This is a genomic window from Microbacterium sp. SORGH_AS_0428 (assembly GCF_031453615.1).
In the GTDB taxonomy this organism is placed as follows: domain Bacteria; phylum Actinomycetota; class Actinomycetes; order Actinomycetales; family Microbacteriaceae; genus Microbacterium.
Map to the genome: position 1 here is coordinate 1321498 of NZ_JAVIZT010000001.1, position 15474 is coordinate 1336971.

At 70.6% G+C, this 15474-nt stretch carries 14 protein-coding genes; 4 read left to right on the forward strand and 10 right to left on the reverse strand.

Annotated features, from left to right (window positions below):
* Positions 1–5 precede the first annotated feature (5 nt).
* Complete coding sequence (locus QE374_RS06275) at positions 6–638, reverse strand: hypothetical protein (RefSeq protein ID WP_309733135.1); 633 nt, start codon at positions 636–638, stop codon at positions 6–8.
* Positions 639–724: 86 nt separating this feature from the next.
* Here QE374_RS06275 and QE374_RS06280 point away from each other — a divergent pair, with 86 nt between their 5' ends.
* Both QE374_RS06280 and QE374_RS06285 read left to right on the forward strand, forming a co-directional pair.
* Positions 725–1339, forward strand: coding sequence for an XRE family transcriptional regulator (locus QE374_RS06280; protein ID WP_309733137.1), 615 nt, complete (start codon positions 725–727; stop codon positions 1337–1339).
* 72 nt (positions 1340–1411) lie between these two features.
* Positions 1412–2782 (forward strand): NtaA/DmoA family FMN-dependent monooxygenase, encoded by a 1371-nt coding sequence (locus tag QE374_RS06285; RefSeq protein WP_309733139.1) that lies wholly within the window; start codon positions 1412–1414, stop codon positions 2780–2782.
* A 188-nt stretch (positions 2783–2970) separates the two neighbouring features.
* On the opposite strand, the gene QE374_RS06290 is transcribed toward QE374_RS06285, so the two are convergent.
* From QE374_RS06290 to QE374_RS06320, 7 genes are all read right to left on the reverse strand, one after another.
* Positions 2971–3381, reverse strand: a complete 411-nt coding sequence (locus QE374_RS06290; protein ID WP_309733141.1) for a DUF2255 family protein — start codon at positions 3379–3381, stop codon at positions 2971–2973.
* 192 nt (positions 3382–3573) lie between these two features.
* Positions 3574–4563, reverse strand: coding sequence for a carbohydrate kinase (locus tag QE374_RS06295; RefSeq protein WP_309733143.1), 990 nt, complete (start codon positions 4561–4563; stop codon positions 3574–3576).
* A gap of 61 nt (positions 4564–4624) precedes the next feature.
* Positions 4625–5794: an ADP-dependent glucokinase/phosphofructokinase gene (locus QE374_RS06300; RefSeq protein ID WP_309733145.1), complete on the reverse strand. Its 1170-nt coding sequence runs from the start codon at positions 5792–5794 to the stop codon at positions 4625–4627.
* Positions 5795–5829: 35 nt separating this feature from the next.
* Positions 5830–6693 (reverse strand): ketose-bisphosphate aldolase, encoded by an 864-nt coding sequence (locus tag QE374_RS06305; RefSeq protein WP_309733147.1) that lies wholly within the window; start codon positions 6691–6693, stop codon positions 5830–5832.
* A 61-nt stretch (positions 6694–6754) separates the two neighbouring features.
* Positions 6755–7600 (reverse strand): carbohydrate ABC transporter permease, encoded by an 846-nt coding sequence (locus QE374_RS06310; RefSeq protein ID WP_274287317.1) that lies wholly within the window; start codon positions 7598–7600, stop codon positions 6755–6757.
* A gap of 1 nt (position 7601) precedes the next feature.
* Positions 7602–8531, reverse strand: coding sequence for a sugar ABC transporter permease (locus QE374_RS06315; RefSeq protein ID WP_309733150.1), 930 nt, complete (start codon positions 8529–8531; stop codon positions 7602–7604).
* A 67-nt stretch (positions 8532–8598) separates the two neighbouring features.
* Positions 8599–9894 carry a sugar ABC transporter substrate-binding protein gene (locus tag QE374_RS06320; RefSeq protein WP_309733152.1) on the reverse strand — a complete coding sequence of 432 codons (1296 nt, stop codon included), beginning with the start codon at positions 9892–9894 and terminating at the stop codon, positions 8599–8601.
* A 230-nt stretch (positions 9895–10124) separates the two neighbouring features.
* On the opposite strand from QE374_RS06320, the gene QE374_RS06325 reads away from it, so the two are divergent.
* Together QE374_RS06325 and QE374_RS06330 are read left to right on the forward strand one after the other, a co-directional pair.
* Positions 10125–10931 carry a DeoR/GlpR family DNA-binding transcription regulator gene (locus QE374_RS06325; protein WP_309733154.1) on the forward strand — a complete coding sequence of 269 codons (807 nt, stop codon included), beginning with the start codon at positions 10125–10127 and terminating at the stop codon, positions 10929–10931.
* A 275-nt stretch (positions 10932–11206) separates the two neighbouring features.
* Positions 11207–11887 (forward strand): hypothetical protein, encoded by a 681-nt coding sequence (locus QE374_RS06330; RefSeq protein ID WP_309733156.1) that lies wholly within the window; start codon positions 11207–11209, stop codon positions 11885–11887.
* Positions 11888–11932: 45 nt separating this feature from the next.
* Here the strand turns inward: QE374_RS06330 and QE374_RS06335 are convergent, their stop codons facing one another.
* Positions 11933–13222 (reverse strand): nucleotide disphospho-sugar-binding domain-containing protein, encoded by a 1290-nt coding sequence (locus tag QE374_RS06335; protein WP_309733158.1) that lies wholly within the window; start codon positions 13220–13222, stop codon positions 11933–11935.
* A complete protein-coding gene (locus tag QE374_RS06340) occupies positions 13219–15366 on the reverse strand; it encodes a glycosyltransferase (protein WP_309733160.1) in 2148 nt (715 codons plus the stop codon). The genes QE374_RS06335 and QE374_RS06340 overlap by 4 nt, the downstream gene beginning before the upstream one ends.
* Positions 15367–15474 lie beyond the last annotated feature (108 nt).

A 15474-nucleotide genomic window follows, 5' to 3' on the forward strand; every position in this document is an offset into this window, starting at 1 on the left:
CGAGGCTATCGGTCGAAGCGGCGTGCACGCAGGCCTTGCACGAGCAGCACGATCGTCATGAAGAACGAGAACAGCGGCAGCCCGACGGCGCCGAGCGCGAGAAGCGTGCCGGTGGGGTAATCGACGTTGCCCATCCGCCCGAGCCCCACGCCGCCACCGCCGGCGGTGACGTCGCCCGCCAGCAGGAACTCGCCGTCGTAGCTGTCGATCCGCGACGAGCACGTGACGGATGCGGCCGGCCCGCCCGCATCCGCGATGCTGCGCACCGGGGAGAACCCGGTCCGCGGCGTCATCCACCACAGCGTGTCCTCCCACCCCGGCGACGGCGCCGACCAGGTGCGCAGGGAGATCCCGTCGGCGGTTTCGGCCCGACACTCCACCAGACCGAGCAACGCGGCCGTACCCGAAGCCCACACCCCGGTGACGCCCTCGGCGGGAAGCTCCGCCGCCTCGCCCAGCGGCGTCGGCCGCGCCGCCGCGACAGACTGCGACACCGGCACCACCCACAGCGCCCAGATGAGTGCGCTCGCCACGACGCACACCCCCACCAGCGCCCACAGCATCTGCCTCCTGTGCCGCAGCCGCATCCGCGCCTCCCGCGCACGAGACACGGCGTCGGGATCGAGCGGGTTGGACACGCGTCGAGTGTACGGATGCGGCGAGGCCGACGCGCGCCACGATAGTGCTGACGAATCGCGCACTCCGCCTCACCTAGGCTGGGCGCATGAGCGAGCAGTCCTCAGCCACAGCCGCGGCCATCGGCCGCGCCGTGCGCGAGGAGCGCACGCGCCGTCAGCTCTCGACGCGTGCGCTCGCGGCGGCCGCCGGGGTCTCGCAGCCGTTCCTCACGAACGTCGAGAACGGCCGGGTGATGCCGAGCATCGCCTCGCTCTACAGCCTCGCCGGGGCACTCGGGGTCTCGGCCGCGGCGCTGCTGCCCGAGCAGCCCATCCGCCTCGAGGTCGTCCGCGCCGGCGGCGGCTCCCGCATCCCTATGCGCGACAGCGACGGCGAGACCTACACCCAGCTCATCGCCGGCGCGCGCGGGCGTCAGCTCGGGGCGTATCGGTTCGAGCTGACGCCCGGCTACGAGGATGTGACCTACGCGCACGACGGCGAGGACATCGTGCATGTGCTCTCCGGCTCCCTCATCTACCGCTACGCCGATCATGACGACGTCGCGCTGCACCCCGGCGACACCCTCTGGGCCGACGCACGCAGCGCGCACTCCTGGATGGTGCCCGCCGCGCAGTCCGGCACGACCGAGCTCCTGCTCATCACCGCCGCCGGCGCGACGCATCGCCACGGCGGCGGCTCAGACAACGACCCCGAGCGATAACTCACACGAATCGTTACATCGGCGGCGAGCACCGGTCACACCCGCGAAACACGCGGTTCCTAGCGTGGCCGCATGCCCACCAAACAGCTCGTCCTCGGTGCGTTCGAGGAGTTCACCCCCAACTTCATCGGCAACAGCTGGCACCACGAGCGTGGCGACACCGCTGCTTTCGCCACGCTCGAGTTCTGGACCGACATGGTCACCAAGCTGGATGCGGCGGGCTTCGACTTCTTCTTCATGGCCGAGGCCATCGGCTACCCCATGAACGACGCCGGCGAGGTGCCGGAGGCCGTCATCCGCGAGGCCGTGCAGTTCCCCGTGCACGACCCGCTCACCATCATGTCGGCGCTGGCCGCGGCGACGCCGCGCATCGGCTTCGTGGCGACCGCATCCACCACCGCGCAGCAGCCCCTGCTGAACGCGCGCACGTTCACGACGCTCGACCACCTGACCGGCGGGCGCATCGGCTGGAACATCGTCACGAGCGACAACCAGCAGGCGCTCGTGCGTCTGCTGGGCCGCACGCAGGTCACCCCGCACGACGAGCGCTATGCCGCGGCGACCGAGTTCGTCGATCTCGATCTCGAGCTCTGGGAGGGCGCCTGGGAAGACGACGCCGTCCGCGCCGACAAGAAGAACAAGGTCTTCGCCGACCCGAGCAAGGTGCACCGCATCCGCCGCGACGGCACGTACTTCACCTTCGACGGCTACTTCCCCGCGACGCCGTCGCCGCAGCGCACGCCCACGCTGTTCCAGGCGGGAACCTCGGAAGCCGGCACGACGTTCGCCGCACAGTACGCCGAGTGCGTGTTCACGCAGGACCGCAACGCCGCGCGCCTCGCGGCGGGCATCGCGCGCCTGCGTCAGAAGGCAGTGGATGCGGGCCGCCCCGCATCCTCCATCAAGGTCGTCAACGGCGCGTCGTTCATCATCGCCGACACCGACGAAGAGGCGCAGCGCCTGCGCGCCGAGCTCAACACGACAGCCACCCGTGAGGCCACGGCCGCACTGTTCCTGGGGTGGTCGGGTGTGGACCTCGCCCAGCTCGACCCCGAGGCGACGCTCGACGACGTCTCGACGGAGGTCGGCCACACGATGCTGGCGATGTGGCGCAACCCCGACGGCACGAGCCCGACGATCGGCGAGATCCTCGACTCGTTGCCGGCCACGTTCGGCGGCATGAAGTTCACCGGCACCGTCACCTCCGTCGCCGACCAGGTCGAGGCGTTCGTGGCCGAGACGGATGTCGACGGCTTCCTCGTCGAGAACTGGTACGGCGGCATCGAGGGCTACACGGAGTTCACCGACCAGCTCATGCCGGAGCTGCGCCGTCGGGGCCTGCTGCCCGAGACGCCCCGCACGGGCACGCTCCGCGAGATGCTGACCGATGCCGACGGTCCGCGCCTTCCCGACTGGCACCCCGCCGCCCGCTACCGCCGCTGACGCGGTCCGGCGGGCTCCCGCATCCGCCCGCTTCGTCGGAGAATGCGCCGGATGTCGGAGGATTCCGCGCGCATCCTCCGACATCCGCGTGAATCTCCGACGTTCACGCCGATCTCCGACCCGACGGACGCGGTCGATTGGCGCAGGCTGACAGACGCCAGGCCGGGACTTCAGGCGGCGCCTCCCGCTCAGGCGGGGCGGACGACGAGGGTGTGCCGGAGCGACTCGGCGCTCACCACGGGCGGCACGTGCTCGGGAAAGTCGGCCGCGTACTTCGCCTCGTAGGCGGCCGAGACCGCATCCTGCACCGGGTCGTCGGCGGACACGCGCTCGAACGTCACCGCGACCTGCGGATCCTCGAGCGCGGCTACCGGGTCCTGCTCGGCGTGCTCACCGTCGGCGAGCGTGAACCCGGCCGGTCGTCCCGAAACCGCACGGCGGAACCACGCCGTCTTGTCGCCGTAGGCGGCGCGTACGTAGGCGGCGTCGCCGACGACGACGGCCCAGATCGGAGTGGCCACCGCGCTCCCGTCGGGGCGGGTCGTGACGACGGTCACGGTCGAGGTGGCAGCGAGGTGGGCGAGCAGCGCATCCGTCATGCCCAGAGCCTAGGGCGCCTGCGGCTCCCCGGGCGCGGGTGGATGGATGCGGCGGCACCCGCATCCGCTCACGAACGTCGGAGATCAGGCCCACGGTCGGAGATTTCGGCCCCGATCCTCCGGCATTCGCGCGATTCTCCGACCGGCGGATGCGCGCCGGCGGATGCGGGCTCGGCGGATCTGCACGCCCGGTCAGGGCGCGGGCGGGCGCGCGACGAGCAGCTCGCCCTCCCCGGCCACCGGCACCTCGCCCGCCGCGGCGGGAACGAGGAACACGCTCCCCGCCGGCGCGGACTCCCCGGCGATCTCGAGCACGCCGCGGGTCACCACGAGCACCGCGAAGCCTGTGGCGAGCCGCACCGCATCCGTCACGCGATGCCGCTCGAGGCGCACGAACGGGTCGGCCTCGGTCGGGAACACGGATGCGGGACGCGCCGCGAAGGGAGCGTGCTGCACGAGCCGCGCGAGTTCGGCGGGTGCCCGGCGGTTCAGGTTCACGGCGTCGAGCGCTCGATCGAACCCGAGGCCGAGATGCCCGTCGCGGGAGCCGTCGAGCTCGAAGCCGCGCCATTCGAGCAGGATCGAGAGATCCTCGGGCTGCTGCAGCTCCAGCAGGAGCACGCCCTCGCCGATCGCGTGGAGCTCGCCGGGCGGGATCCACACCACATCGCCCGGCTGCACCGGCAGCGTGTGCAGCAGATCGAGCAGCGCCGCCGTGTCCTGGTTCTCGACGAGGTCGCGCAGTTCGCTGGCGGAGACGGGGCGACGCAAGCCCACGTGCACCCAGCCGCCGCGGAGGATGTACCAGCCCTCCGCCTTGCCGTGCGCGTGCCCCAGCCTTTCGGCGGCGAACGCGTCGTCGGGGTGGGCGTGCACGGGCAGACGCTGCCCCGCATCCAGCAGCTTCACGAGCAGCCGCGGGTCGGCGCCCCACCGGGCGACGTGCGCGTCGCCGAGCCAGCGCACGGGATCGGCCGCGACCTCCTCGCGCAGCAGTGCTCCGCCGGGCAGCCGGCTCAGCCCGAGCTCGCCTTCGCCGAACACGGTGGTGCACGAGGCGATCCAGTCCTCCGGCTCGTGGCTGGCCGCGGGCGCCTCACGGCGGAAGTCGGTGATCTGCCGCCCTCCGCGGTAAAAGCGCCGGGCGGGCCGGTTCGACGGCAGCCGCACGATCATGCTCATCCCGGGAACCCTCCGCAAGATGCCCGGAGACGACCGGGCCGGATGTGATCCATACGCCCGCTCATGCCAGGAACCCTCCGACGAACGTGTCGCCGAGGCCGATGGTGGTCGGGTCGGCGACCTCGACGCGGTACGCGGCGACACCCACCGCGCCGGCCAGGAGGCGCGCCACCTCGGCCACCACTCGTTCGCCGTCCGGATGCCGGCCGAGTCCGGCCGTGGCAGCCATGTCCTGCGCGGTAGCCGCGTCGCCGAGGCGGTAGCGGGTGGCGGCGAGCCGCACGGCGTTCTCCAGCGCGCCGCGATGCCGGCCGGCCTCGGGGCCCGTGGCGATCGCCCAGTAGCGCGTGTGCACGACGAGTGCGGGAGCGGCGATCAGCCGCTGGGCGCCGGCGAGCGCGTCGGCGACATCCGCGGCGTCGGTCAACGACACCGGCCGCCCGACGTACTCCTGCAGCTCGTCCTCGTTCATGCCGTGCACGTCGATGACGTCGCCGAGGCGCGCGCGGACGATGTCGGAGAACTCCCTGCGGTAGAAGCCCGCATCCTCGTAGTAGACGAGAGCCTCGGCGGGCAGGCGCGTCATCGCCGCCCGCAGGTCGTCGAGACGTGAGGAGAGAAGCGCCTCGTCCTGCATCGTGTTGAAGCCGGAGACGAGGAAGGCGTCGGCGTCGGCGAGCTCGTCGGCGAGCTCGGGCGCCAGCGCCATCTCGCGGTTGGGCGCGTCGTTCGCGAAGATGATCCGGTTCGGCGCGGGCGCGATCACCTCACCGTCGACCAGGGCGACGCGGGCGCCCGCGGGGTACTGCACGATGAGGTGCGGATCGAGGGTGTCGCGGGTCGCCGAGCAGATGTAGGCCAGCTCTGGCGGGAGGAGGCGCCGCACGTTGTCGTCGATGCTCACGAGGTGCTGCACGCTCGGGATGCCGAGCCGCGCGAGCGCGAGCCCCGCCCGCACGCCCGTGCCGCCCAGCGTCACGCGCGTCTCGAACCTTTCGGCGAAGCGCGTCACGATCTCGGATGCGGCCACGAACCGCTCCCCGCCGCCGCCGGCGGCCAGGAAGCCGAGCACCGTGACCACGAGCGCCCGCTCGTCGTCGATCGGCGCCGCGGTGGTCAGCTCGCCCCGGCGCACGCCGTACGCGCGCGCCAGCTGCTCGAGCACGGCCGCATCCCATCGCACCTCGTAGTCGACGGTGCCACCGAGCCCCAGAACGAGCTTTCCCACCACGGCGCCTCTCTCGTGAATCCCGTGCCTTGTGCCGGTCAGTACAGGGCGGCCTTGCCGGTCGCCCCGAACAGGTCGATCTTCTCGGCCGCGGTCACCTTCAGCGCCGCGATCGCGCCCGGCTGGATGGCGTTCGGCTCGCGCAGACGCTCGTCGGTGCCGAGGATCTCGCGCATCTTGTTGTGGTACGAGACCTTGATGTCACTGGAGATGTTGATCTTGTTCACGCCCAGCTCCACCGCGCGGCGCAGCTCCGAGTCCGGGTTCGCCGATCCGCCGTGCAGCACGAGCGGGATGCCCACCGCCGCCTTGATCTCCTCGAGCAGGTCGTGGCGCAGCTCGGGGTTCTTGTCGGCCGGGTAGAGGCCGTGCGAGGTGCCGATGGCGATCGCGAGGCTGTCGACGCCGGTCTCCTCGACGAAGCGCACCGCGTCCGCCACGTTCGTGTAGATGATCTCCGCGGCACCGGACTCGCCGTAGCTGTCGTTCGCGCCGATCGTGCCGAGCTCGCCCTCCACCTGGATGCCGACGGCGTGCGCGGCCTCCACGACCTTGCGCGTCAGCGCCACGTTCTCCTCGAAAGGCAGGAGCGAGGCGTCGATCATCACCGAGGTGAAGCCGGACTGGATGGCCACGATCATCTGCTCGTAGCTGCCGCCGTGATCCCAGTGGATCGCGACCGGAACCGAGGAGCGGTGGGCGCGGGAGTGCATGGCGGCGATCAGGTCGGTGGTGATGTGCGAGACCTCGTCCGGGTGGATCGCGATGATCACCGGGGCCTGCTTCTCCTCGCTGATGTCCATGACGCCGTTGAACATCGCCCAGTCGCTGATGTTGAACGCGGGGATGGCGAAGTTATGCTCGTTGGCGACGTCGAGGATGGACTTACCGGTGTACAGCACGATGGATTCTCCTTGAGTGGGATGGGTGACGGGACGTCGGGAACAAACGTGTGGGTGCGGGTCAGCTCTTGACCGAGCCGGCCGTCAGGCCGCTGATGAAGAAGCGCTGCAGCACGAGGAAGAGGATCAGCACGGGGATCGAGCCGAGGATGCTCATCGCCATGATCTGGTTCCACTCGTACGAGTGCTGACCCATGAGCAGCTGGATGCCGATCGGCACCGTGCGCATGTCGGTGGTGCGGGTCAGTGTCAGGGCGAACAGGTACTCGTTCCACGCGATCATGAACGTGTAGATGCCGACCGAGACGATGCCCGGCACCGAGATGGGCACCAGCACGCGCCAGAGCGCGGTGAACGAGCCTGCTCCGTCGACGCGCACGGCCTCGTCGAGCTCGCGCGGCAGGGTGTTGAAGTACCCGGTCATCATGATGATCGCGTAGGGCAGCGTGAACACCATGTAGGTGAAGATGAGGCCCGGGTAGGTGTTGTAGAGGCCCAGGGCGACCATCAGCCCGAAGTACGGGATCAGCAGCGTGATCGGCGGCACCGCCTGGACGCTGACGATGATGACGTTCAGCACCCGCTTGCCGCGGAAGTCGAAGCGGCTGAACGCGTACGCCGCCTGGATGGCGACCAGCAGCGTCAGGATCGTCACGGCGCCGGCCACGATGTAGCTGTTCAGGAAGAACCGCATCGTCTCGGCGTTGGTGAAGATCTTCACGTACGCGTCGAACGAGAACGCGTCCGTCACCAGCCGCGGCGGGCTCTCGAAGATCTGGGTGTTGGGCTTGAACGAGCTCGACAGCATCCACAGCACGGGACCGGCGGCGAACACGGCGCCCGCCACGAGGCCCACGAGCAGCAGCGTGCGTGCGAGACGGGTACGCGAAGCGGTGGTCATCGACATGTCAGTCCCTCGCCTTCTGGTGGCGCACGTAGAACACGGCCAGCACCATCGACATGAGCAGCACGAGCACGGCGGATGTGGCCGCCAGCGAGAAGTCGTACTTGGCGAAGGCGAGCTTGTAGGTGAACGTGCTGAGCATCTCGGTCACATCGATCGGTCCGCCGCCGGTGGTCATCCAGATGAGGGCGAACTGCTGCGACGTCCAGATGAGATCCAGCAGCACCAGGCTGATGATGATCGGACGCAGCTGCGGCACCGTGACGTTCCAGAAGCGCTGCCAGGCGGTCGCGCCGTCGACCGTCGCTGCCTCGTAGAGGTCCTGCGGGATGCCCTGCAGACCCGCGAGGAGGCTGACCATGAAGAACGGATAGCCCGCCCAGATGTTGATGAAGGTGACGGTGCCCAGCGCCAGCTGCGGCGAGGCGAGCCACTCGATGTTCGTGTTGAGCAGGAAGTTGATGACCCCGTTGGGGGCGAGCAGCATCCGCCACAGCACCGCGATGACGGCGGCGGTGAACAGCCACGGAAGCACGTAGAGGGCGCGGAAGACGGTGCGGGTGACGCCGCCGAGCAGGCGGCTGTTGAGCATCATCGCGAAGCCGAGACCCAGCACGAGGTGGGCGGCGACGCTGACGACGCTGAAGAAGATCGTGTTGCCCGTCGCCTTCCAGAAGCCCGGGTCGCCGAGGACCGTCAGGTAGTTCTGGATGCCGACGAACTCCGGCGGGGGGCCGAGGATCGCACTGTCCTGCAGCGAGTAGCCGACGACCATGACGATCGGAACGACCATCAGGATGAACAGCAGGATGAGGGTGGGGGCGAGGAAGCCGTAGGACTCCGTCGTGCGCCGCAACTGACGGCGCTTCTTGCCGGGCGGCCGGCCGGTGACGAGTGTCTCCGTGTCCGGCGCGGTCAGCGTTCTGAGTGTCATGCTCGGTCAACTCCTGACGTATCCGGGTGCCGCACCGCGCGGTGCGGCACCCGGTGGCGGAATGGGATCAGAACTCCGCCGTCCAGCTCTCCTGCGCCTTCTTCAGCGCGTCGGGGATCGACTGCTGCCCGTCGAGGGCGGACTGCAGCTGCTCGCCGAGCTGACGCATGAGGTCCTCGGCCACCGGGAGGCCGGTGAACTCGTTGGCCGGGTAGCCCGCCTTGTAGATCTCGAACGCGGTCTTGAACAGCTCGTCGTCGTTCACGAAGTCGGGCTCCGAGCCGGTGTTACCGGGGAAGGCCTTGGCCATGGTCGACAGCTTCGAGTTGGTGTCCTTGCTCATCAGGAACGAGACGAGCTTGGCCGCCGCATCCTTGTGCTGCGAGTTCTCGGCCACACCGATGCCCCACGAGGCGTAGGGGATGCCGCGCTCACCCGTGAAGCCGTCCTCGGCGGGGATCGCCGAGATCGAGAAGGTCAGGTCGGGGTTGTTCTCGCGAATGAGGTTGATGTGCGCGAGCGAGTCGATCATCATGCCGACCCGGCCGTTGGTGAACTCCTCGACCTTGTCCTGCTCCTTCATGGTGAAGCTTCCGGGGGCGATCACGCCCTCGTTCCACAGGTCGCCGATGTACTCGACGGCGCTCGTGACGTCGTCGTTGGTCAGGTCGGGCTTGCCCTTATCGAGCATCGTGCCGCCCGAGGCCCACACCCACGACATGACGTCGTTCTGCACGCCGTTCGGCGCTTCGAGCGACAGCGGCAGCACCCAGCCGTGCACGTCGCCGCCGAGCGCGGTGATCTTCTTGGCCGCATCCTCGAACTCGGTGCGGGTGGAGGGCGGTGCGCTGACTCCCGCCTGCGAGAGCAGGGCGTCGTTCGTGAACATCGGGTAGACGAAGTTGACGACCGGGATCATGTAGGTCTTGTCGTCGACCTTGATCTGGGCGGCCAGCTCGCTCTCGTCGAAGCCCGCGTCCTTCAGCAGCGGACCGAGGTCGGTGATGACGCCCTTGGAAGCGAAGTCGTTGACCCACGCTCCGTCGAGACCGACGACGTCGGGCATCGTGCCGGATGCGGCGCCGGCGAAGAGCTGTTCCTTCGTCGATGCGTACGGGCCGCTGACGAGGTCGACCTTGATGCCGGGGTTGGCCTGTTCGAACTCGTCCATGAGGGCGCGGAACTCGCCGTCGGGGAGTTCGGGCTCCCACCACTGCGCGAATTCGATCGTGACGTCGCCGCCGCTGTCGGCCGAACCGCTGCCGCCCGACGAGCAGCCCGTCAGAGCCAGAAGCGTGGTCGTCGCTGTCGCGACGCCCATGAGCATGATTGCGGTACGGCGTCCTCGCCGGAATGCGGACATGTCTCTCCTCTTCGAGATGGTGCGGCATTCCGCTCATTTCTGCAGCTTCATGCCTGTTTAAGCACGATTATGCAGCGATGCCTGCATCCCGTCAAGACACGGAATGATCACGGGAGCCCCTGAATCACGGGCACTTTCCCCGGGTCAGCGCTGGACTCTCGGTCCAGAAAGTTGCGGATGCTTGCGGCTGTCTCCGCCGTTTTATGCAGTCCTGTGCTAGATATGAGGCCATGGACGCGCAGCGCAAAAGCTCTTCCCGCCGACTGCCCGCCGGACGCAAGGCGGATCTTGCCGCCTACGTGGAGGAGGTCGGACAGGTCACGGTCGCCGACTTGTCCGCACACTTCGGCGTCTCGATCGACACCATCCGCCGCGACCTGGACGAGCTCGATCGTCAGGGTGCGCTCGTGCGCACGCACGGCGGCGCGATGAGTGCGTCGGAGGGGCCGGGCCGCGATCGCGGCCTGGATGTGCGCCTGCGGATGCAGGTGCCCGAGAAGGAGAAGATCGGCAAGCTCGCCGCCGAACTCGTCGACGACGGCGCGGTGCTCATGATCAACGGCGGCACGACCGTGCTCGCTCTCGTGCGTGCACTGCGCAACCACCGCGACCTCACGATCGCCACGAACAACCTCCGGGTCCCCGCGGAGATCCCGCCGAGCGTGTTCCGCGACCTCTACGTCTTCGGCGGAGCCGTGCGCACCATCACCCAGGCCACGACCGGGCCTGTGAGCCTCGCGATGACCTCCGCCGGACCGGATGTGGACATCCGCGCCGACATCGCCTTCGTCGCGGTGGGCGCCGTGGACGCATCCGGATACTCCGCATCCAACCTCGGCGACTCGACGATGATGGCCGAGATGATCCAGCGCGCCGATCGCACCGCCATCCTCGCCGACTCCACCAAGCTCGGCCGCCGCCTGTTCGCCCAGGTGACGGCCCTCGAGGGCGCCGACTACCTCATCACCGACGCTCCTCCGCCCGACGACCTCGCCGCGGCTCTCGCCGCCGCCGGCGTCACGGTCATCTGCGACTGATCGACCGACAGGTCGGTCGGAGAGCCTGCGCGTCCGCTCCTCCGCCTCGTCCGGTCGGAGAAAACGCGTCGCGTCGGAGGTTTCGGCCCGCATCCTCCGACATCCGCGCGATCCTCCGACCGGCGGATGCGGGCAGCTGGCCTACGCCTCCGACCGGCGGATGCGGGCAGCTGGCCTACGCCTCCGACCGGCGGATGCGGGCAGCGACTCGCCAGCGGAAAGCCGGCACGCGCAAGGGGTCAGCGCAGGCCCGGAACGCGCTTATGCTGAGCGCGATGTCCACAGCTCTCGTTCCCCCCGTCGAGGTCGTGATCCCCTGGCGGGACGCGCCGACCCGCCGCGCACCGTTCGCACTCGTCCGCCGCTGGTACGAGACCCATCTGCCCGAGGCGTCGGTGCGCACGATCGACACCGACGACGACGTGTTCGTCCTCGCCGCGTGCCGCAACCTCGCGATGCGCACCGCGCATCCGGATGCGGTCGTCGTGATCGGCGACGCCGACACCCTGCCCGAGGCGGAGCCGCTGCGCGCCGCGATCGCCGCCGCCCGCACGAGCGGACGCGTGCACCTGCCCTATGACGAGTACCGCTGGCTCGGCGCGAGCGGCTCGGCCGAGTACACGGCCGGTACACCGCTCAGCGACTGCACGGTCGAGCAGTACGTCGAGGGAGCCTGTTCCGGCGTCTACGTCGCGACCCCGCAGACGTGGTTCGCGCACGGCGGCCAGGACGAGGCGTTCCGCGGATGGGGCTTCGAGGACGCCGCCTGGTACCTCACCCATCAGGCCGTGCTGGGCGAGCCGCCACGCCGCCACGCGGGACGCGTCTACGCGCTGCACCACGCGGCCGAGCAGCGCGTCGGCGCCGGCTACGAGGCCAACGAGGCCCGCATGGGTCTCTACCGGGCCGCGGCCGCCGACCCCGGAGCCATCGCGCGCCTCGTCGGCATCTCCTGACCCCGCGGCTTCCCCTGCCGCGCGAGACCGGTCCCTACGCCCGGTTCAGGCCAGCGCGTCGAAGGCCCGGAGCGGCCCCGGGCGCTCGCGGCCGTCGCGCCGCATCCGCTCGCGCAGTGCCGGCGCCGCCGCATCCGGTCGCAGCTGCCGGGCCACGGCGTCTGCCAGCTCGGCCGCGGTCACGCGATTGGGATCGCAGGCGATGCCCACCCCCGTGCGCTCCAGCGCCGCAGCACCCGCGAACTGATCCGTCGAGAACGGCAGCACCACCAGAGGCACGCCCTGCGCGCACGCCTCGGTGACGGAGTTGTTGCCGCCGTGGGTGATCGCGGCCGCCGCCGAGCCGAGCAGGCGCACCTGCGGCAGGTACTCGCGCACGAGCCAGCCGGCGGGGATGTCGCCCCACGCCGCGGTGTCGGCGGCGCCCGTCGCGATCGCGGCGCGCACGCCGAGCGTGCGCAGCGCCTCGACCACCCGGACCAGCACGTCCTCGCGCACCGAGAGGAAGCTGCCGAAGCTCACGTAGACGTAGGGCTCGCCCTCGTCGATCCAGCGGGAGATCGACGGGTCCACGGCCTCCTCGCGCAGCGTCGAGCCGAGGAAGGTCCCCGGGGCCATGGCCCGGCCGTCGCCGTCGGCGAGCTGCTCGGGGTAGTTGTAGAGCACCGTCGCGCCGTGCGATGCGAAGGCGTCGGCCACGACGGGAGCCCCGGGATCGATCTCGGATGCGGCGTCGTTCCACTGCGCGGTGAATCGCTCCGACACCTCCGCCGCCAGCACGCGCAGGGCGTCCAGACTCTCGGCGTCAGGGGCGAAGGCCCGGGGCCAGAACGGCGGCACGCCGTACAGCTCCCCCGAAACCGGCAGGGCGGTCGGGTGCCCCAGCACGACATCCCCGTACGCGACGCCGGCGGCCTGCATCGCCATCCGCGCGCTGAACGCGAGGTGGTCGACCAGAATGCGGTCGGGACGGACCCGTTCGATGATCTCGAGCGTCTGCCGACCGCGGCCGACCGGATCCCACATGAGATCCGTCAGCCGTTCACGGGCCTGGTAGGTCAGCGTCTCGACCATGCCCAGGCGCGTCGCGGCGAAGAACCCCTCGAGCGAGGACGCCTCGTCCGCCTGCTGCTGCGCGGTACGCATGACGCCGGCGTTCGCGCCGCGGCCGAGCGACAGCTCGACGTGGGCGAACCCGGCCTCTGCGACGATGGGCGCGGTAGCAGGCCCCGTCGCCACGGCGACCTCGTGCCCGCGGTCCTGCCAGGCCGTCGCGAGACTCGCGAGCGGCAGCAGGTGGGAGGCGTAGTCCGGACTGATGACGAGCAGCCTCACGAGGGCAGCACCGCCAGCCGGGCGAGGTCGGCGTCCTGCGACGCCACGGCCTGGTAGAGCGGGGCCAGCGTCGCCGCCATCGCCTGGATCGTGAACCGTTCGGCGACCATCGCGTGCGAGCGCTCGGCGACCGCATCCGGGTCGAGCGTCGCGTGCGCGAGCGCCTCGGTGATCGCGGCGACGAAACGCTCCCGATCCCAGGTCGGCGCGAGGAACCCGGTGCGGCCGGGCTCGACGTACGTTGCGGGACCGCCGGCATCCGGCGCCACGACGACGAGTCCCGTCGCCATGGCCTCCAGCAGGGCGATGCCGAACTCCTCCTTGATGCTCGCGCAGACGTACACGCCTGCGGGCGCGGCGAGGCCGGGCAGCCCGAGGCGGGCGGCGGCCAGCCACAGCGCCGTGACGCCGTTCGGCCGGTGTCCGGGAAGCAGGAGGCCTCGCGCCGCGCGTTCGGCGGCGGGAACGATGGCGTCGATGCGCTCGATCTGCTCCCTCTCGTCGACCGACGGATGCGTGAGGTCCCCGCCGATGATCAGCAGGTTCGTTCGCTCGGCGAGCGCTGAGGCGTGCCACGCCTCGACGAGCGAGGCCATGCCCTTCACGCGGTGCAGGCGCCCCACGCTGACCAGCAGCGTCAGGCCGCGGCGTTCCGGGGGCAGCTCGCCCAGCATCCGCTCGAGTTCGGCCAGCCCCGTCGGCGCGTCGCCCGTCCCGGCAGAGGCTGCGACCCGGGAGACGGCGTCGTCGACGACGGCGAGGTCGACACCCTCGGCGACGACGGTGTGCCGCTCGGCGTGCGTGGTGATGTCCACACCCACGAGCCGCTTCATGTCGTCGGCGAGCGTCGGCCGCGGGAAGAGGACCGTGTGCTCGGCGCCCGCCGCCAGCGATTGCACGAGCCGGGCGCGGAACCAGTAGTGCTCGCGGAGGTCGGCCTCGCCGAACCCCTCGCGCGTGAGCTGGCCCGACTCCTCGAGCGAGGTGATCACGGAGTGCGGGTCGGGGGCCAGCGTGAACACGGTGGGGATGCCGAGCTCGCGCGCGACATCGGCCGCCGCGAGACTTCCCACATCCGCCATGCGCAGATGCAGCACGTCCACGCGACCCGCGGCCCGCAGCACCCGGCGGATGCCGCGACGCGCCTGCACGCGCAGCCCCCACGCCGCCGCGGAGGGAACCGGCGAAGGCGCCATGGGCACGCGCCCGAAGCGGTGCCCGCCGCGGGTGCCCGCGACGTCCAGAAGATCGCTCGCCGCCTGGTCGACGCTGCCGCGGCCGAGGGTGATCACGCGTTCCACGAGCCCGGAGCCGTCGGCGACCAGCGCGTCGCCGAGCCGCACGAGCAGGGTCGCGATGCCGCCGTTGTCGCCGGCGCCCGCGGTCGCCAGCTGCGCGTCCATGTCGGCGTGCAGGAACAGCTGCGCGATCGTGCGAGGCGCGTCGGCCGCATCGGGCTGCGGCGGGACCAGGTCAAGCAGCGCGAGCCGCGCCACGGACGCCAGGCGGCCCGTGGTCGCCATGAGCGCGTCGAGCGTGTTCTCGACACCGGGCTGCCCGGGCCGCTGGCCAAGCGCTGCGATGGCGGCTTCGCGCACCGCGTCGTCCTCCGCCTCGTCGCGGGCGATCGCGATCAGCGGTCTCGTCGCCAGCGGCGCGCGGACGAGGCCGAGGGTCTCGACCAGGCGCGCCCGGGCGGCGGGGTCGTCGGTGGACACGAGCGCCGCCTCGAGGGCGACGGCCAGCACCTCGCCCGAGGGGACCGACCAGCCCTCGAGGGTGCGCTGCGCGAGCATGGCGGAGAACCCGCCGGCGGCCACCATCGCGATGAGGCGCCCGACCGCGTCGAGCCGGGGCAGCCCCTGCGACAGGGCCCACGCCGCGTGCTCGCGCACGTACGGGCGACGATCCGACAGCAGCGCCGCCAGCATCCGTCCGGCTTCCTCGTCGGTCATCGCACCCAGCGCGTGCACCGCCGCGAGGGCGCGTACGTCGTCCTCGCTCGCGAGCGCCGCAGCCAGATGGCGCAGCGATCGCACGCCCGGCTCCCGGCCCGCCTCGAACGCGAGCTCATCGGCGCGGCGCAGCGCATCGACGATCGTCGGAGCGCTCTGGACCGCATCCATGGACGTCTGAATCCCCACGTCCCACTTCCCTTCACCGTCGCCGGACGGCCACGAGCGAATCGATCGTAGAGAACACGTCTGTACGGCAGGCTAGCGTTGAGTCGCACCCCTTCCCCCGCTACGATC